Consider the following 17129-nt stretch of genomic DNA (forward strand, 5'->3'; position numbering starts at 1 on the left):
CTCATTGCACGACGAACTTGGTAAAATACACAGCGTCGACGCCGCCTTTACCAGACTCGGTCGTTAAAACGTCGTTAATCACCGCCATCGCTTCTTCTTGAATTTTCTGACGCTGCTCTACGGTGGCAATTGCCTCGCGATCTAACTTGCTAAGAAACAAAAGCAAATCATTACGAATTCGCGGTTCATATTGCTCTACCCGACTAAAAGTATCATCTCGACGCGACATTAATTCAATTTCAATCATCAGAAAGCGCATGCTGCGCTCATTCTGCAAATTCACAACAAAGGACGGCGATAGGCTGTAATACTCCGGCGCTTTCAGCGCTGGAGCAGCAACTACCGCAGCTTCACCGTCAGCTGCGGGCATCGGCGGCGCAGTGCTCTTCATAAACCACCACGTTCCGCCGACCGCTGCCAGCAGCAAAACGAGCACACCCACAATTAAAATAATCTTTGATTTCATACATTATGATCCACAATCTGCATACAGAGAAAACATAGCTGCTAAACGGGTTATAGCAAGCCCCATGCCAATGAAAATTATACTTAAAAATCAAACGCTTAATATAGATACAAATCCTTACGACAAAACTTTGGCGCCCGCCGGCTTAAAACAACCAAAATTTAAACAACAATATCAACCTCTCTCCAACAACTAGGCTCTTGGTTGCTGCTATAATTCATCAAACATATTAAGGAGATCGTTTAATGACCGTTGCTTCAGCACGCCACATACTGGTTAAAACCGAACAAGAAGCGAAAGATATTAAAGCTAAAATTGCTAAGGGCGGCGATTTTGGTGAATTAGCGAAAAAGCATTCCGATTGCCCGTCTGGCAAACAGGGTGGCGACCTTGGCGAATTTCGCCCCGGTCAAATGGTAAAACCCTTTGACGACGTAGTTTTTAAAGAAGCCATTTTAGAAGTACACGGCCCCGTTAAAACCCAGTTTGGTTACCACTTAATTCAGACTATTTACCGCAACTAAGCCGTATTGAGCCAGTAGTAATTAAAATGCCCCGAAGGCTGTGTGCCAACGGGGTAAACAAACGTAGACGCCCCACCCTGTATATAATTCAAAATCATTTCCGTAAGCCAAGATTCAGCACCGGTTCACTGATCTAAAACCTAACGATTTTCGTAAGCTTTCATGTATCTTAAAAAACCTGAGGCTGCTGGTATGAAAAATTTCATTGTTGAAAGCTACGAACTGGTGATGGATAGCAGTAAGAATCCCCTTCGCCATCTCGATCTCGCGTCACAGCACTACACTATGCAGGTTCTCGCGTGGATGTGGAGCATGGTGTTTTCTCTGAGTTTCCTGTCTATATTCTATTTTCATTATGTATGGCTAGGCCACCTGCTAGTATTGGGTGGCGTCTGTTTCACGGTAGGTGTGTTCCGCTCCGCAGAGAATACTCGCCTGCAACTAGCCTCGGCACAAGACGAGGCTGTTTCAAAAGAAACCTACAGCCATGCCTCTGCCTGCACTTGGAAGCTAGATAAGGAAGCGTAAAAACTACGTTTTTGAATAGTAAAAGCCCCCGTATCTTTTACCAAAAGGCGCAAATATACGGGGGCTTAAACTATTTTAGCTGTGTTAAGGAATTGCGGTGCTTATTCTGCGGCTATCTCAATAAGCACCTCGCCCGGTGTTACGCGGTCGCCCTTCTTAACAAAGATATCAACAACCTTACCGGCAATATCAACCTCTCTCCAATAACTAGGCTATTGGTTGCTGCTATAATTCATCAAACATATTAAGGAGATCATTTAATGACCGTTGCTTCAGCACGCCACATACTGGTTAAAACCGAACAAGAAGCAAAAGACATTAAAGCTAAAATTGCTAAGGGTGGCGATTTTGGTGAATTGGCGAAAAAGCATTCCGATTGCCCGTCTGGTAAACAGGGTGGCGACCTCGGCGAATTTCGCCCCGGTCAAATGGTAAAACCCTTTGACGACGTAGTTTTTAAAGAAGCCGTTTTAGAAGTACACGGCCCCGTTAAAACCCAGTTTGGTTACCACTTAATTCAGACTATTTACCGCAACTAAGAAAACCCCGCACCTCTCGAAAGGCCACCTATAAGCAATAAAAAAACCCGTATTCAGTACTGAATACGGGTCAATTTGAGACAACCAAAAGCTAAATTTACTAAAAAATTACCTTACATATCTAGCTGATTTATCCCCATTCAATATTTACTGCACCACTATAGATGGTCGTAAGTAATCACTATTTCATCGCCAGCAGCAGGTATGGCCTCGCCATAAAACACAATGGATGCGTCATCACTGCCATAGAGTACGTCGAAGCCGTTAATATGAGCGGTGTCTCTGCTAACAGCAACGCCATTGACCTTCACAATAATTGAACCTGGCTGAGGAGGAAAATCTAGTTTGAAGCTACTTGCTAAACCAGTCGCAGTTTGAATAATCTGCTCGTACATCACGCTCCAAGCGGTCGACGGCGCGCAGATTGAGGCAGAGCTACCGCCAGTAATTGCTGCAATTTCGCTAAAATGCGCACCGCCACTGGCAGTTCCACCATCGCCGGAACACGATGAATTGGGCGTGCTTGCTGGCGACGGATCGCTGAATGTTGACCGCACTACGGTAGAGGGACCGCTAATCGAAAAGTAGGTTGCGCCGCTATCAACAAAAGCTTGTTTATAGGTGTTGAAATCCCGCACGCTGTAACTTGCATCGGCACCTGACGGAAAACGCTCAAAAACAGTCTCATTTTCCGGCTCATCAGAGACAAATACCACAATATTCGGCGCAGCCTCGCGATCAAAGCCGGTCAAATCAACTTTATCGGCACAGTAAAAACCTGTTTCAGTCGGGCTACCAGATGTACCAGGACGAGCGATACCATCTGAATCATCACCCCACTGATCTTTGCCATTTGGCGTGGTTGGCGAAATAAAGTTAGCAGAGGCGTCATCTGGTAAAGTCAATAACTCCTCACAACTACTGCCATCTGTAGTCGTGACGGCCAAACGAAAATCAAGAGCCGCAGCATTCAGGCTATCGAAAAACTGATCTATGCCATTGCCAAGATTTTCCTGTTCCTCGCTCATAGAACCAGAATTATCTATCACCCATAAAATATCAGCGGCATTATTTGCGTCTTCAGCTTGAGCAAAGGTTTGGCTATTTTTAATAAAAGTGCTTGCAGCGCGAACCGACGTGACCGCCGCGCCATTATTCACATCACCGTAGGCCGCTTTTACTTGCTCAGCAAAATCACTAGCGAATACCCCAAGCCAAGTAAGCAAGTTTTGCTCTACTTTCCAAAATGCGAGGGAGACACGGAATTCTCGACCACTGCCGGAGCCGACAGGAAGTGCAGTGACTTCTGCGTCCGAGCCTAGCTCGGCAAGCAGTAAATTTCGTAAATCTGCACTACTACGACCACCTGAAATATATTGGACGTCTAATACCACAATCGCGACGGCTGATTGCATCCCAGCAACACTTCGATTTACCAGTTGGTTTACGCTCGCGCCGTCAGCTACCAGCGCATCAGTAATCGTTGCGACCTTCTCATCTACGTCATTTTGAATAGCCGAGGTATCAGATTGGGCCCTCGCCACAGAGGGCTCGGCGACCTCTGGTTCGGCAAAGGCCATCCCGAAACCCGCATAATTCACATCGTCGTCATCTAACAGCAATGCGGGCTTGCTATCGCCGACTTCCTTGGTTTTATCCTGAGCTATATCACCGTACAAAGCGATATTCGCCTTCTCACTCGCCACCGCAGCACTCGTTATCGGCTGCGCGGGTTGAGCACTCTTGCTGCTACTACCGCCACACCCGGTAATGCTCATCGCTGACCAACACAGCACCGAGGTAATTAAAATTTTCGAGAAATCCATAGCGACACTCCATATTGTCTATTTTCACTGCCGATCCTTAGCAACGTTCACCGCCATGTTCAGCAGCAATTTTTATTCGGGGCGCCAAAAGCGCCACAGGCGATATGAAAGCAAAATTACAGCCTAAGTACAATTCTTCCGCGAGTAGTTAAGCAATCTGTGAATCGACGCAAACCAATACCCCAAAAAGGGCTAAACGGCTTCTATCTCAATAAGCACCTCGCCCGGCGTCACGCGGTCGCCCTTCTTAACAAAGATATCAACAACCTTACCGGCAATAGGGGCCTGTACCTCAGCTTCCATTTTCATGGCCTCGGTAACCAATACCGCCTGCCCCAGTTTAACCACGTCACCAACCGCAACCAGTACTTCCACAATATTGCCTGGCATATTGGTGCTCACGTGGCCAGGCTTGCTGGCCGCGCCACGACCACCGCCGCCCTCAGCCTTGTATTCATTCAAGGCCTCGAACACTACTTCTTCGGGCATGCCATCTAAGGTCATGTAGATATGGCGTTTACCTGTACCTTTAACACCCACACCGGTAATGGCCACCTGATAGCTTTCACCGTGAACATCAATCACAAACTCGGTTGGTGCGCCGCCGTCAGATACCGGACGCGAACCTCCGCTACCAATCGGCTCTAAGACCTCAGGTGTGAGGGTGCCCGCTTCACGTTCAGTGAGGAATGCGCGTCCCAAATCAGGGAACATGGCAAAGGTCAGCACGTCTTCTTCAGATTTGGCTAAGGCGCCAACTTCAGCGCGCAACTTGCTCAGCTCTGGCGGCAAAAGATCTGCCGGACGCACATCAATCACATCTTCGTTGCCAATTGCCAAGGCCCGCAAATTTTTGTCTACCGGCGCTGGTGCGGCGCCGTAGTGGCCCTGCAAATAGCGCTTAACCTCATTGGTGATGGTGGTATAACGTTTGTCGGCAAGAATATTCATTACCGCTTGGGTGCCAACAATTTGCGAGGTTGGCGTTACCAGTGGCGGGTAGCCGAGGTCTTTACGCACCGCGGGGATTTCTCCAAACACATCGCCAATGCGGTGTAAGGCGCCCTGCTCTTTTAGCTGGTTCGCCAAGTTCGACATCATGCCGCCAGGCACTTGGTTGATCTGCACGCTAACGTCTTCGCGGGTGAATTCGCTTTCAAACTGGTGGTATTTTTTGCGAACCTCCCACAGCTGGCTCGCAATATTTTGCAGGGCGGGCAAATCTAATCCGCTATCGCGCGGTGTGCCTTTAAGGGCCGCCACCATGGTTTCGGTCGCCGGGTGGCTGGTGCCATTAGCAAAGGCCGACATTGCGGTGTCGATAATATCGATGCCCGCTTCGACAGCCTTGAGCTGGCACAAGCCCGCCAAACCCGAGGTCATATGCGAGTGTAAGGCGAGCGGTACTTTCACTTCGAGTTTAAGCGCCGCAATCAACTCTGATGTGGCCGTAGGCGTAAGCAAGCCAGCCATGTCTTTTATCGCAATGGAGTCCACCCCCATATTGACCATATCTCTCGCTTGCTGCACAAATTTGGCAGTAGTGTGAACGGGACTGGTGGTGTAGCAAATGGTGCCCTGGGCGTGCTTACCCGATTTTTTAACGGCAGCCACCGCCGTTTCAAGGTTACGTACATCGTTCATGGCGTCAAACAGCCGGAAAATATCCATGCCGTTGTCAGCGGATTTTTGAATAAAGGCCTCAACCACATCGTCGGCGTAGTGGCGGTAACCCAGCAGATTCTGACCCCGCACTAGCATTTGCAATTTGGTATTGGGCAGCGCCTCGCGCAGCTTACGCAAGCGCTCCCAGGGATCTTCTTTCAAGAAGCGCACGCAGGCGTCAAAGGTTGCACCGCCCCACACTTCCAGTGACCAAAAGCCGATCGCATCTAGCTCAGCGCAAACCGGCAGCATGTCTTCGGTACGCAGCCGCGTGGCAATCAGTGACTGGTGGCCATCGCGCAGGGCAACATCGGTGATTAGAACAGGTTTAACTTGGCTCATGATCAATATCCTTTGCGTTATAGGCCAGCGTGGGCGGCAATTGCCGCGGCCACGGCGAGGGCAATATCTTCTGGGCGGGTTTTGTCCGAGTACTGGGTCAGCTCGGGATGGCTTTCAACAAAACTGGTATCGAAATTACCGGCACGAAAATCCGGGTGCTTTAAAATTTGTTGGTAATAGGTCGCGGTGGTTTTTACGCCCTGCAGACGCATATCGTTCAGTGCCCGAGAACCGCGATTTAAGACTTCTTCCCAGGTCAGGCCCCACACAATCAATTTTAGACACATGGAGTCGAAATAAGGCGGAATGGTGTAGCCCGTATAAATAGCGGTATCAACCCGCACCCCGGGTCCACCCGGCGCGTAATAACGGCTAATTTTGCCAAAGCTGGGCAAAAAGTCGTTCTTAGGGTCTTCTGCGTTAATACGGAATTGCAGGGCGTAACCGCGATAAGAAATGTCTTGCTGGCGGTAGGCCAAAGGCAAGCCCGAGGCGATTCGAATCTGCTCGCGCACCACATCTACGCCGGTAATTTGCTCGGTAATGGTGTGTTCTACCTGTACCCGGGTATTCATTTCCATGAAATAGATTTGATTGTCGGCCAGCAAAAACTCCACCGTGCCGGCATTTTCATAGCCCACCGCTTCGGCGGCGCGCACCGACATATCGCCGATATACGCGCGCTGCTCTGGGGTTAACTGTGGCGACGGCGCGATTTCAATCAGCTTTTGATTACGGCGCTGAATCGAACAATCCCGCTCAAACAGGTGAATGACATTGCCGTGGCTGTCGGCCAGAATTTGGGCTTCAATGTGACGGGGATTAACTATGCACTTTTCCATAAACACATCGGCGCGACCAAAAGCCTTGGTTGCCTCAGACACCACGCGATCGTATTGACGGCGTAAATCTGTCTCGCTGTCGCAGCGGCGTATCCCGCGACCACCGCCACCCGAGGTGGCCTTGAGCATTATGGGATAGCCAATGGTTTTAGCAAAACTCACCGCTTCTTCTACGTCGGCCAAGTTACCATCAGTGCCCGGCGTGACCGGTACGCCAGCCGCTGTCATGGCCCGCCGCGCCTCGGTTTTATCGCCCATACGCCTAATGACTTCAGCGCTAGGACCAATAAAGGTAATACCGCGCTCGGCACAGACATCGGCCAATTCCGCATTTTCTGACAGGAAGCCGTACCCAGGATGCAAGCCATCACAGCCCGTCTCTACGGCAAGCGCGACTAATTTCCTTGGGTTCAAATAGCCTTCTAAGGGGTCGGCGCCAATATTGTAGGCCTCATCTGCACGCTTTACGTGCAAGGCAAAACGGTCTGGCTCGGTGTAGATCGCTGCTGACCGTATGCCCATTTCAGCGCAGGCCCGGACAATACGCACCGCGATTTCACCGCGATTGGCGATCAGGATTTTTTTCAACATAGCTGAACTCCCTATCGGGGAAGAATTCCCCCCTAAGCTTGTCTTGCAAGCGCCCAAATAAACACTGCAAAGCAATACACCTAGATTTGTATGCAGCCACCGTACCGAAAAAGCGTTAGAATAAAAAATTAATATTTGTATTCGTCAGTATAAGTAATAGCTTATACCTAGATATTAGCACTCGGGAATTTAAATGGACGTCAGTTATTTAAACCGCCTCACCCTGCGTCAATTAGACGTATTCTTGGCCGTATGCCAGCACCGCAGCTATTCCAAGGCCGCACTGCAACTGGCGCTGACACAACCTGCCGTCAGCTCTCAGATCCGCAGCTTAGAAGAAGTGGTCGGCCAAGCCCTGTTCGATTATTTAGGCAAGCAACTGTTTTTAACGAGTGCCGGTGATCTTATGCTCCGCGCAGCCAGAGACCTAAAACAGCGCTTGGTACACCTGGAAATAGAATTAACTGAGCTTCATGGCCGTTTACAGGGCAGCCTTAATGTCGCCATTGAATCCAGCGCCGAATATTTGTTGCCGGCATATATCAACGAATTCTGCGCACTGCACCCAGACGTTAACATCAGCCTGCACGTCGTTAATCACCAGCGCTTGCTGGAGCGCCTTGACGACAATCTCGACGACCTTGCGATAATGACCCAGGTACCCGAGGGCCGCGCCCTGATCTACACCCCATTTGCCGAACACCAACTGGTGGTTGTCACCCACCCCCATCACCCGCTCACAAACAACACGGCTGTCAGCTTAATTGAATTACTGGAATACCCAGCGCTAATTCGCGAGCCGGGCTCAGGCACTCGGCAAATTTTAGAAAACTTTTGCCGCCAACACGGCTGCATTATTCAACGTCGTCGACAGATGGGCAGTCATCAGGCCATAAAAATGGCCCTGGCCAGCCCTGACCATTTTGCTGTGCTGCCGCAAGCCATGGTTGCTCACGAGATTGCAGCAAAGCAACTAAGTACTATTGCCATTACCGGCTTCCCGATTCGACGCTCCTGGTGCACAGTTTACCCAAAGGGCAAGCACCTAAACCCACTAACCAAGGCCTTTCACGACTTTCTTCACCAACACAATATTTAAGGCTCAAACAATATTGCCAGCCCGTCGCGTCTCCCCTAAGCTCTTAGCCAAAGGAATGCTGGATTTATAAATGGACAAGGAAATCAAACCGGTAACGACACTGCTGATTATTCTCCTCTTCGTCGCGCCCATTGCCGTGCGCTATTGGGCTGGCGGCGAACACGCGCTTGCCAAAGTCGGTGTCTATTTTCTTCAGGAAGACGCCCGAGGCCAACTCAGCTTACAAGCAGACCGCCTCTTAGTTAGCATGGCCGATCACGGCGCTCATGAAGAGGTTTTTGACTTTACCCCATTTATGAACACGCCAGGCACTGCCGACATCATGGGGAATATCGCCTATTTCGCCAACAACGACGTACTACTCAGACTCGGTTCGGCCGACTACGGCCCAGACAGCTATTTAAGCTTGGCTAGCAGCCCAAATGCCGACGCTGAAGCCTTACGCCGCAGACTGAGCGACACCAGCAGCAGCCCTGCGCCATTACTGCGCTGCGACCTCAAATCCAAACGCTGCCAAAACTTCCGCAGCATTCAGGCGCCGTGGCGCTACCGCGTCTATATCGACACCACTAACGACAACGTGTATTTAACCGAAGGCACCACCCACAAAGTTCGCGCGTTCAGCGACACGGGCCAGGCGCTCGGCAGCATCGAACAAGGCATACTCTTCCCCAAGCGCATCCGCCCTTATAAAGACGGGCTTTACCTTGTCGACACCAATCACCGCAGCCTGCACTTTTTAAATAAAGCCAGTCACTTCAGCGACACCAAGCATCAGCTTAAATTTGAGCGCGATACCGAGGACAACCGCCGGTGGTTACTCGATACCGTTTATTTCGACACCCAGTGGTGGTTAATTTTGGCAGGCGATGGCATGCGTAACACCGCGCTCTACCGCGCCAATGAAGACGGCAAAATACTCAGTAAAATCCCGCTTAGTCCGGCAGCAGAGCCTTTCGATTTATTGGTATACCAGGGCCACCTACTGGTTAGCGACCTGCGCAGCGGCGCGGTTTACCAGCTAAACCAACACGGCGAGCTTATTAACACCATCCACTCCCCAGCCATCGCCAATTACTTCGCAGAATTAGCGGCAAGCCGTGCTTACTACCAAAATATCATTCATCTCTGCCACCTCGCCCTCGGCCTACTCGTTATATGCGGCATTGCCAGCGCAGCCATCATTGCCCGTCGCCACCGCCAAGCCAACCCCAAAGTGCGTTATGATCCCAGCGCGCTACCTGCTTATTTAAACCCGCGACAAGCGCTCTACCAACCAAGCGCTAATCCAGAATCTGTCTATTCACTCAAGGAAACCGCAATGAGTAATTTTTTAATCAGCAATATCGAAATCATTCCCGGCAAAAAAGTCACTCAGCACCTTGGTCTCGTTATGGGTAGCACGGTGAGAGCTAAACATGCGGGCAAAGACTTTATGGCCGGACTAAAAAATATTTTTGGTGGCGAGTTGGGCGGCTATACCGAGCTATTGTCTGAGGCCCGCACCGAGGCCACCGAGCGCATGACCGAACAAGCCAAGGCCATTGGCGGCAACGCGGTTATCAATGTGCGCTACTCCACCTCCTCAATTACCGCAGGCGCCTCCGAAATTTTGGCCTACGGCACTGCGGTTTTTCTTGAGGACAAATAATGGAAGCCCTCTTTCAAATTGGTGTTTTCGCCCTTTTGCTTGGCCTTGGCTTTATCTTCGGTCGCCGCGCCGAAGCAAAACACTATAAAAGCATCTTCGCCCGAGAAGACGCCCTACGCGGCGTAATTGTATCGACAGACCGCTTCCCGCCGGTTGAGTTTATGAACCACCACTCGGGCTTAGTCAGTGGCAATGTGGTGATCTCAGTCGATTATTTCAAAGTCGTCTCCGCTGGCCTACGGGGCATTGTTGGCGGCCGTATACGCAGCTACGAGACCCTGCTCGACCGCGCCCGCCGCGAGGCTTTACTACGTATGCAGGAGCAAGCACATGCCGCTGGTGCCGAGGCCATTATCAACACAAAGATCGAAACCAGCCGCATATCCGGCAATGGCAATAAAGGCATCGCCTCGGTTGAAGTACTCGCCTATGGCACCGCATTAATCCCCCAACCCGCCAAAACGGGCTTAGGCTGAGATGTCCTTTGCCAAGCAAAATCCCAAAATTCCCGAGGGTATTAACACCTCGAGCGATAACCCCTTAAAGGAATTCACTATTCTGCTAGGCGGAATACTGCTCGTCATTTGCGCCATTGCTGCCCTGCTGCTGATATTTTCACATCAATTGGCACCACACATTCCCTTTCGCTACGAACAAGCCTTAGTCAATAAGTTTAGCGAACTCACCAGCGACAATAACAGCACTGAACAGACGATGATCGACGCCGAGCTTGCGCTCCAAGAACTCGGCCATCAGCTCGCCGAGAATTCAGCGCTAGCACCCGACATAGAACTGCATTTCCACCTACTCGATGAGCCCGATGTACCCAACGCCTTTGCCACCTTGGGCGGCCATATTTTTGTCACCACCGGTTTGCTGCGCGAAGTGCCTTCAGAAAATGCCCTGGCCATGGTGCTCGCTCATGAAATTGCCCACATCAAATTTCGCCACCCCGCCCAATCTATTAGTGGCGGCCTATTAGTGCAGTTATTCTTAAGCATCGTGACCGGCCAAAATGCCGTCGCGCTGCAAGGCACCGTGCAACAAGCGGGCATCATGACCGTGCTCGGCTTTAGCCGAAAAATGGAAACCGCCGCCGACCGCGCGGCCCTCGACACCTTAGAGCAGCACTACGGCCACTTGGCTGACGCCGAAGTCTTCTTTGAAAAGATTTTAGCCAAGCACCAACAAGCCAGTTGGCAGGCAATATTCGCCAGCCACCCCGATATGCAGCAACGTATTGAACAGATTAAAAAGCGGACTCAAAAGTCTAAAACAGCAGCCACTAAGGCACTAGACCCAAGGCTCAGCTACGAAAATTTATAAACTCGCGGCAACAAGAGATCGCTTCCTTGTGATATAGCCCAAGAAAGCCAGCCCCAGCAACCGAAATACTGAGCGCCGTTTTTAACACCCCTTCCCACTGATAATTGAACAGAATCCAGCCAGCAGAAAACGCTGCAAGCGCCTGCGCGCTAATCACGCTAAATTCATTCACGGCTTGCGCTTTAAAGCGTTCATCCCCTTCGTAGGTCTCAGGGAGTAAAGCGGTGGCGGTCATAAACAACAGGTTCCAGCCCAGCCCAAGCAGCACCAGCGCCCACCAGTAATGCATTACCTCCTGCCCACTAAAGGCCACCGCAATCACCGCCAAATAGCAGCTCAAACCAGCAACTATTAGACTCAATCGCAGCCCCTTTTTAAGTAATTTCCCGGTAAGCAGTGAAGGCAAAAACATCGCAACAATATGCGACTGAATAACAATCGTTGCGTGATTAAAACTGTGGCCGCTCATTTCAACCATGCTGAGCGGCGTTGCGGTCATCACCAGCGTCATAACCGCATAGCCTGTGGCAGCAGTGCCCGCCGCCAAAATAAAGCTAGGTTGCTTAATAATACTCAGCAGTGAGCGCTCAGCCGACACCTTTTCGGCCTCAGCCACGCCCCGCTCTTCATAAATACACATAATAACGAAGGCAATTACCAGCAGGATTGCCAGCAACAAAAACGACCCTGCATAGCCCTGCGGCGAGGCGATAAGGTCGCGCCCCAAGGCGCCAAATTGCGGGCCAACAAAACCGCCCAGCAAACTCGCCAATAGCGCTAAGGTCAGGCCGTCTGCCTGTTGTTTTGGATTCTGCGCATTTTCAATAATGATAAAGCGGCCCTGCTGGGTAAACGCTAGATTAAAGCCAAAGCAGAGGGTGGCAAAAATAAACAATAAAAAATTCGCCTGCACCGTTGCTAGCAGCGCACAAAGCGCCCCGCAAAAGGCGATAAAGATACTGAGCAGAAAGCCGCTTTTGCGGCCAACTTTACGCATAATTATTGCCGCTGGAACCGTAGACACCGCCGTAGCAATAATAAAGCTCGCCATCGGCAAAGTTGCCAGTGAGGCGCTCGGCGCCAAACTGCTACCCAGCAAACCACTAACCAACACCATTAACGACGAGGTCGCCATACACAGGGAGCTAACAATCGCCATTAAGTAAATGTTTTTGGGTAGCTCAAACATGCCGCGCGCCTTGATCGAAACCTTTAAGAGGAAATGAATAATATCGGCGATAAGCCCGTCCGTCTCTGGGTTTATTAGGATTATTTGCCCATTAGCGCTATCGCTTGCCCCACCGCACCCGTATTCCCAATAGCCGTCATTCTGCACTTGATTCAGAATCCAACACATCTGCAAAAAAGCCCGCTCATCTCACCAACTGAACCCCTCCGCCCCAAACCTGTCTGAATGCAGGTCCTATCGCGCAAGGGAATGGAATGCATCAGTTACATAAACATCTGCTCGCCACGAGTTTAGCCTTAGCAGGCTCGGTATCTCTGGCAGTCTATAGTCCAGTGGCCAGCGCTGAAACCGACAGTAAAGCGCAGAGTACCAACACATCTAAACACCGTTACAGCGACGCCCATCTACATATTGTTGATTTTTTCCAAGAGGGTGAGCCACTCTCTAAACTGATTACCGCCATGGACAAGGGCAAGATTGACCACGCGATGATTAGCGGTATTCCGCTGATGAAAAAATGGCATGAAGACGAGCCTAAGCGGCCCCGCTACTACGCTGGTGATGACGCGGGTATGTATTGGTTTAGCGCCACCGACAGCTATGTTGCCGAGGCCTACCGCAAACTTCCTAAACAAGATCGCGAGCGCCTGCATCCGTTTTTATGTGGTTTTAATCCCACCGACAAAAACGCCGATAAGCACCTGCGCCAAATGCTAGAGACCTACCCCGATGTTTGGCAGGGTATTGGCGAGGTATTAACCCGTCACGATGATTTAACCGCCCTAACCCAAGACGATACGCCCCGCGCCAATAACGAGGCCATGTATCGAGTTTATCGTGTGGCGGCGGAGTTTATGCTGCCGGTGTTGCTGCACAGCAACATTACCTCGAAGCGCGAGCGCAATCCACTGTATGTTGGCGAAATTGAAGACGCCTTGGCCGCCCACCCCGATGTGAATTTTATCTGGGCCCACGCAGGCACCAGCGCCACATTACACCGCTACCAAGACAAGCTCGATTTCTTATTACCCGCGCTGAGCAAGCTACTTGCCGCCCACGACAATTTATATATCGATCTGTCATGGGCAGTGCTAACCCCCTATTTGCTCGACAAAAACCAAGAGGCGGCCGACGGCTGGGTGGCCTTAATCAATAAATACCCCAAGCGCTTTATGATTGGCTCCGACGGCTTGGGTAGCTACGACAAAATCGCCGCGAACCTAAACGAATATGTACCGTTTTTAGACGCGCTAAACAAAGAAGCCGCCCAAGGAGTAGCGCGGAATAATTTTATCGCCCTGCTACCTAAAAAATCGGTTCGCAAAATATTGGCTAACGCCCACCAAGATACAGATTCACTTTAGAAAACTCGTCAGATTCCGCCAAATCCGGCACGGTGGTGGCGCGCTGATACGCCAACCAGCCGTAACCCTCAAACTGAAAATTCCGGACCCGCGAGTCGGCAATAAGCACTTGGGGCGCCCGCGCTAGAAATGCCGGTAATAGCGGAAAATTGCTTTTATCGTATAAAACATCGGCCACCAAGATCAGATCGTATTGTTCACTGCTGGCAAAGAAATCATCGCTGTATTCTAGCTCCACGCCATTCAAATTGGCGTTGGCGCGACTGGCCAAAATAGCATCGGGGTCGAGGTCGCAGGCAATCACCGAGGCCGCGCCCGCCAATTTGGCGGCGATACCCGCCACTCCCGAGCCACTGCCAAAATCCAATATGCGCTTGCCCTGCACAAGGTGGGGATTATCAAATATATAACGCGCCAGCACTTGGCCGCTGGCCCAGCAAAACACCCAATAGGCTGGGTAATTCATAATGCGCTGGGTTTGCTCGGGGCTCAGGTCTTGCTGGGGGTAATCGGCACTGAGCAGCCACAACTTCATCTCTGGCACCTCGGGCAAAGCGGTGCTCGCCAGCAGCGCATTGGGGATGTATTCCTGTAATCGTAGCGCGAGGATCTCGCAATCCGTCGCCGAAGATGCTTGCCGCAAAGCGCATTTCCTTCTATGTTAGAGGTGTGTGTGATGGCGATATTTTAGCGGAGTGTGCTATGAGTGGCCTACCAATAAAGCAATTAGTTCACGATGTTCTGCTGCAGGTTTACGAGGCAGACCAACAGCAGCTGATTTACTGTCAGGACTGCCAGCGGCCGGTCACCGCCGAGAATTATCGGGTACAGGTACAAGGCGAACACCAACATCATTTTGTAAATCCCGACGGCGTGGTATTTGAGCTAAGCTGCTTTCAGGCAGCGCCAGGCTTGATTATTGCCGGTAAAGCCACCGACCACTATTGCTGGTTTCAGGGCTTTGAATGGCAGTACGCCCACTGCGAGTACTGCACCACCCAGCTGGGCTGGTATTACGAGAACGCCTTGAGCGAATCCTTTTTTGCCTTGATCTCTGGCTATTTACGCGCCGGAAAATAGCCAGCGTTTTCCGGTATACTGGCCGCCAATTCTTTGCAACCAGCCAGTCTAATGAGCGCCAGCCCAGAAAACCCCAATGCCGATTTTATTGTGCCCTACTGCGACGAGCCTATCGGCTATTTGCATTGCGACGATGACCTGCTCATTATCAACAAGCCCGCTGGCCTGCTATCGGTGCCTGGCCGCCACCCCGACAACAAAGACTGCTTAATTAGCCGTGTTGCCGAGGTCTACCCCGACGCCACGATTGTTCACCGCCTAGATATGTCCACCTCGGGCCTAATGATTATTGCGCTACATAAAGACAGCCACCGCGCCCTGAGCCGCTTATTCCAAGACCGGAAAATCGAAAAAGAATACCAAGCCGTAGTCTACGGCGAGCTTGCCAGTATTGAGGGTTTTATCGACTTACCGCTGGCCTGCGACTGGCCCAATCGCCCCCGCCAAGAACTGAATTTTGATTACGGCAAAAAAGCCCAAACCCATTACCTGCGCCAAGGCGTTACCGACGACGGCCACAGCCAAATACTGCTAACGCCAATTACCGGCCGCTCCCACCAATTGCGGGTACACACCGCCAGCATTGGCCACCCCATATTAGGCTGCGAGTTTTACGCCCACCCTGCCGCCAAGGCCGCCGCAGATCGGCTGTTACTGCACGCCTCGCGCCTGCGCTTTACGCACCCCTACACTGGCGAAATACTGGATATTCAGCACAGCGCCGAATTTATCGATTAAAGCCTACAATGAGCGTTTTGCCGTGCTTATGGTAGAAATCAGGCAGGACACTTTATGGCATGGAAGTTTTCAAGCGCAAAAACTGGCAGGTACCGGATAAAAACCGGACTTCGAAAGCCGAAGTGGATGGAGGTTGCTAGGTTTTTCTACAGCCCCAGCGCCGCCAGCAGGCGCGTAAAAACAGGGGCCGAGGTATTTACGTCGTGCTGCCTGATCTTGTTAGCGCCTTGACGAATTTTGTATATTATGAAAATATACAAAAATGCTCAACTTAAACAAAATAACCGGCTTTGACTGGGATGCTGGAAACTCCAGAAAAAGCGAGGAAAAACATGGCGTTAGTCAGGCCGAAGCCGAGCAGGTGTTCTTTAACGATCCACTTCTGCTGTTGCTTGACGACAAGCATAGCCGAAAGGAAACTAGATACCACGCCTACGGTAAAACCAATGATGGCAGAAAGCTGCACATCACCTTTACCCTCAGGGAAACCGACACGCGTATACGTGTAATTTCCGCCCGGGATATGCACCGGAAGGAGAAAATGATTTATGACAAAGCTTAAGAAAATACCGGACTTTAAATCAGAGCAGAAAGAACGCGAGTTTTGGGAAAACCATGACTCAAGCGAATACTTGGATTTGAGCAAAGCTAAGCGAGCGATCCTTCCAAACCTGAAGCCCTCAACGAAAACCATTTCTTTGCGGCTACCCGAAGGCTTACTGGATAGCATCAAGGTTGAGGCCAATAAAAGGGACATGCCGTATCAATCTCTCATCAAGGCTTGGCTCGCCAAAGAAGTTCAAGAAAACCGCCGGTAACGATTTGCGCTAACGAGGCCGTAGGAACCCCCTGAAATTGATGATTTTTGAAATTTTGCGCTTCCGGCCATTTCCCCTGCCCTCATAAATGGATGCTAACGGAGGCACTTCTAGTCGACTGTTAGCAATCCCGACAACATCAACATCCATTTTATTTAACTTTTTCGATTTCGGCGCTCATATCGCTTTATTTTTTTCTTCGGCACGAATTAAGGGTTTCCCTAAAACCTCAGCGCCGCCATAAAAGGCCGACTGGAGCGCAACGTAAGGAGGTCCAGCGGAACGAAGTGGAACAATTTTGGATGGTCTTGTTATGAAAACACTACATATAGCGATATACACACATTATCAACAGCTTATACACAGAAAAAGCACAATATATTGTGCTTGATTAAAACTATACACAACTGTACTCTTAACCAGTGGTTTAATTTTGAAATTCTAACGCCAAAATTGAAAAACCCCCAAAGGCAAGCCTTTGGGGGCTATAAAACCTCCGACCAGAGAGATTTAGGTGGCTAGTGTATGTTTCACGACACTC

At 50.6% G+C, this 17129-nt stretch carries 18 protein-coding genes; 12 read left to right on the forward strand and 6 right to left on the reverse strand.

Annotation, left to right across the window (positions count from 1 at the left end; all coding sequences use genetic code 11):
• Position 1: 1 nt before the first annotated feature.
• A complete protein-coding gene (locus AZF00_RS11665; RefSeq protein ID WP_008249177.1) occupies positions 2 to 466 on the reverse strand; it encodes a flagellar basal body-associated FliL family protein in 465 nt (154 codons plus the stop codon).
• Between the two features lie 245 nt (positions 467 to 711).
• Here AZF00_RS11665 and AZF00_RS11670 point away from each other — a divergent pair, with 245 nt between their 5' ends.
• The 3 genes from AZF00_RS11670 to AZF00_RS11680 all read left to right on the forward strand — a co-directional run bounded on the left by AZF00_RS11670 (position 712) and on the right by AZF00_RS11680 (position 2057).
• Complete coding sequence (locus AZF00_RS11670; protein ID WP_008249176.1) at positions 712 to 990, forward strand: peptidylprolyl isomerase; 279 nt, start codon at positions 712 to 714, stop codon at positions 988 to 990.
• A gap of 192 nt (positions 991 to 1182) precedes the next feature.
• Entirely contained in the window at positions 1183 to 1518 is a 336-nt protein-coding gene (locus AZF00_RS11675; RefSeq protein WP_008249175.1) for a hypothetical protein, read from the forward strand.
• Positions 1519 to 1778: 260 nt separating this feature from the next.
• Positions 1779 to 2057, forward strand: coding sequence for a peptidylprolyl isomerase (locus tag AZF00_RS11680; protein ID WP_008249174.1), 279 nt, complete (start codon positions 1779 to 1781; stop codon positions 2055 to 2057).
• A 158-nt stretch (positions 2058 to 2215) separates the two neighbouring features.
• Here AZF00_RS11680 and AZF00_RS11685 read toward each other — a convergent pair whose 3' ends face one another.
• The 3 genes from AZF00_RS11685 to AZF00_RS11695 form a co-directional block, all read right to left on the reverse strand.
• Complete coding sequence (locus AZF00_RS11685) at positions 2216 to 3883, reverse strand: vWA domain-containing protein (RefSeq protein WP_008249173.1); 1668 nt, start codon at positions 3881 to 3883, stop codon at positions 2216 to 2218.
• A 192-nt stretch (positions 3884 to 4075) separates the two neighbouring features.
• Positions 4076 to 5890: a sodium-extruding oxaloacetate decarboxylase subunit alpha gene (oadA, locus tag AZF00_RS11690; protein WP_008249172.1), complete on the reverse strand. Its 1815-nt coding sequence runs from the start codon at positions 5888 to 5890 to the stop codon at positions 4076 to 4078.
• A 17-nt stretch (positions 5891 to 5907) separates the two neighbouring features.
• Positions 5908 to 7323 carry an acetyl-CoA carboxylase biotin carboxylase subunit gene (locus tag AZF00_RS11695; protein ID WP_008249171.1) on the reverse strand — a complete coding sequence of 472 codons (1416 nt, stop codon included), beginning with the start codon at positions 7321 to 7323 and terminating at the stop codon, positions 5908 to 5910.
• A 193-nt stretch (positions 7324 to 7516) separates the two neighbouring features.
• Between AZF00_RS11695 and AZF00_RS11700 the strand changes: the two genes are divergently transcribed.
• From AZF00_RS11700 to AZF00_RS11715, 4 genes are all read left to right on the forward strand, one after another.
• Positions 7517 to 8422 (forward strand): LysR family transcriptional regulator, encoded by a 906-nt coding sequence (locus tag AZF00_RS11700; protein WP_008249170.1) that lies wholly within the window; start codon positions 7517 to 7519, stop codon positions 8420 to 8422.
• Positions 8423 to 8492: 70 nt separating this feature from the next.
• Positions 8493 to 10073, forward strand: coding sequence for a YbjQ family protein (locus AZF00_RS19625; RefSeq protein ID WP_008249169.1), 1581 nt, complete (start codon positions 8493 to 8495; stop codon positions 10071 to 10073).
• Entirely contained in the window at positions 10073 to 10549 is a 477-nt protein-coding gene (locus tag AZF00_RS11710; RefSeq protein WP_008249168.1) for a YbjQ family protein, read from the forward strand. Before AZF00_RS19625 ends, AZF00_RS11710 begins: the two co-directional genes overlap by 1 nt.
• Before the next feature lies 1 nt (position 10550).
• Entirely contained in the window at positions 10551 to 11399 is an 849-nt protein-coding gene (locus AZF00_RS11715; protein ID WP_008249167.1) for a M48 family metallopeptidase, read from the forward strand.
• Here AZF00_RS11715 and AZF00_RS11720 read toward each other — a convergent pair.
• Complete coding sequence (locus AZF00_RS11720; RefSeq protein WP_040803407.1) at positions 11380 to 12588, reverse strand: MFS transporter; 1209 nt, start codon at positions 12586 to 12588, stop codon at positions 11380 to 11382. The two genes, AZF00_RS11715 and AZF00_RS11720, sit on opposite strands and share 20 nt — an antisense overlap.
• A 254-nt stretch (positions 12589 to 12842) precedes the next feature.
• Between AZF00_RS11720 and AZF00_RS11725 the strand changes: the two genes are divergently transcribed.
• On the forward strand, positions 12843 to 13952 hold the full coding sequence (locus AZF00_RS11725; RefSeq protein ID WP_008249153.1) for an amidohydrolase family protein: 1110 nt from the start codon (positions 12843 to 12845) through the stop codon (positions 13950 to 13952).
• Here the strand turns inward: AZF00_RS11725 and AZF00_RS19730 are convergent.
• Positions 13921 to 14595: a class I SAM-dependent methyltransferase gene (locus AZF00_RS19730; protein WP_008249151.1), complete on the reverse strand. Its 675-nt coding sequence runs from the start codon at positions 14593 to 14595 to the stop codon at positions 13921 to 13923. The two genes, AZF00_RS11725 and AZF00_RS19730, sit on opposite strands and share 32 nt — an antisense overlap.
• Positions 14596 to 14654: 59 nt before the next feature.
• On the opposite strand from AZF00_RS19730, the gene AZF00_RS11735 reads away from it, so the two are divergent.
• From AZF00_RS11735 to AZF00_RS11750, 4 genes are all read left to right on the forward strand, one after another.
• Entirely contained in the window at positions 14655 to 15032 is a 378-nt protein-coding gene (locus AZF00_RS11735) for a cereblon family protein (protein WP_008249149.1), read from the forward strand.
• A 51-nt stretch (positions 15033 to 15083) separates the two neighbouring features.
• Positions 15084 to 15770 carry a pseudouridine synthase gene (locus tag AZF00_RS11740; protein WP_008249147.1) on the forward strand — a complete coding sequence of 229 codons (687 nt, stop codon included), beginning with the start codon at positions 15084 to 15086 and terminating at the stop codon, positions 15768 to 15770.
• Positions 15771 to 16032: 262 nt separating this feature from the next.
• Positions 16033 to 16332 carry a BrnT family toxin gene (locus AZF00_RS11745; protein ID WP_008249145.1) on the forward strand — a complete coding sequence of 100 codons (300 nt, stop codon included), beginning with the start codon at positions 16033 to 16035 and terminating at the stop codon, positions 16330 to 16332.
• Positions 16319 to 16588: a BrnA antitoxin family protein gene (locus tag AZF00_RS11750; protein WP_008249143.1), complete on the forward strand. Its 270-nt coding sequence runs from the start codon at positions 16319 to 16321 to the stop codon at positions 16586 to 16588. The genes AZF00_RS11745 and AZF00_RS11750 overlap by 14 nt, the downstream gene beginning before the upstream one ends.
• Positions 16589 to 17129: the final 541 nt, after the last annotated feature.

It is taken from the genome of Zhongshania aliphaticivorans (genome assembly GCF_001586255.1).
GTDB lineage: Bacteria > Pseudomonadota > Gammaproteobacteria > Pseudomonadales > Spongiibacteraceae > Spongiibacter > Spongiibacter aliphaticivorans.

Excerpts from the sequence above, each read along its gene's own strand:
- AZF00_RS11665 (WP_008249177.1), bottom strand. The coding sequence starts at position 466 with ATGAAATCAAAGATTATTTTAATTGTGGGTGTGCTCGTTTTGCTGCTG.
- AZF00_RS11670 (WP_008249176.1), top strand. The coding sequence starts at position 712 with ATGACCGTTGCTTCAGCACGCCACATACTGGTTAAAACCGAACAAGAA.
- AZF00_RS11675 (WP_008249175.1), top strand. The coding sequence starts at position 1,183 with ATGAAAAATTTCATTGTTGAAAGCTACGAACTGGTGATGGATAGCAGT.
- AZF00_RS11680 (WP_008249174.1), top strand. The coding sequence starts at position 1,779 with ATGACCGTTGCTTCAGCACGCCACATACTGGTTAAAACCGAACAAGAA.
- AZF00_RS11685 (WP_008249173.1), bottom strand. The coding sequence starts at position 3,883 with ATGGATTTCTCGAAAATTTTAATTACCTCGGTGCTGTGTTGGTCAGCG.
- oadA (WP_008249172.1), bottom strand. The coding sequence starts at position 5,890 with ATGAGCCAAGTTAAACCTGTTCTAATCACCGATGTTGCCCTGCGCGAT.
- AZF00_RS11695 (WP_008249171.1), bottom strand. The coding sequence starts at position 7,323 with ATGTTGAAAAAAATCCTGATCGCCAATCGCGGTGAAATCGCGGTGCGT.
- AZF00_RS11700 (WP_008249170.1), top strand. The coding sequence starts at position 7,517 with ATGGACGTCAGTTATTTAAACCGCCTCACCCTGCGTCAATTAGACGTA.
- AZF00_RS19625 (WP_008249169.1), top strand. The coding sequence starts at position 8,493 with ATGGACAAGGAAATCAAACCGGTAACGACACTGCTGATTATTCTCCTC.
- AZF00_RS11710 (WP_008249168.1), top strand. The coding sequence starts at position 10,073 with ATGGAAGCCCTCTTTCAAATTGGTGTTTTCGCCCTTTTGCTTGGCCTT.
- AZF00_RS11715 (WP_008249167.1), top strand. The coding sequence starts at position 10,551 with ATGTCCTTTGCCAAGCAAAATCCCAAAATTCCCGAGGGTATTAACACC.
- AZF00_RS11720 (WP_040803407.1), bottom strand. The coding sequence starts at position 12,588 with ATGTTTGAGCTACCCAAAAACATTTACTTAATGGCGATTGTTAGCTCC.
- AZF00_RS11725 (WP_008249153.1), top strand. The coding sequence starts at position 12,843 with ATGCATCAGTTACATAAACATCTGCTCGCCACGAGTTTAGCCTTAGCA.
- AZF00_RS11735 (WP_008249149.1), top strand. The coding sequence starts at position 14,655 with ATGAGTGGCCTACCAATAAAGCAATTAGTTCACGATGTTCTGCTGCAG.
- AZF00_RS11740 (WP_008249147.1), top strand. The coding sequence starts at position 15,084 with ATGAGCGCCAGCCCAGAAAACCCCAATGCCGATTTTATTGTGCCCTAC.
- AZF00_RS11745 (WP_008249145.1), top strand. The coding sequence starts at position 16,033 with ATGCTCAACTTAAACAAAATAACCGGCTTTGACTGGGATGCTGGAAAC.
- AZF00_RS11750 (WP_008249143.1), top strand. The coding sequence starts at position 16,319 with ATGACAAAGCTTAAGAAAATACCGGACTTTAAATCAGAGCAGAAAGAA.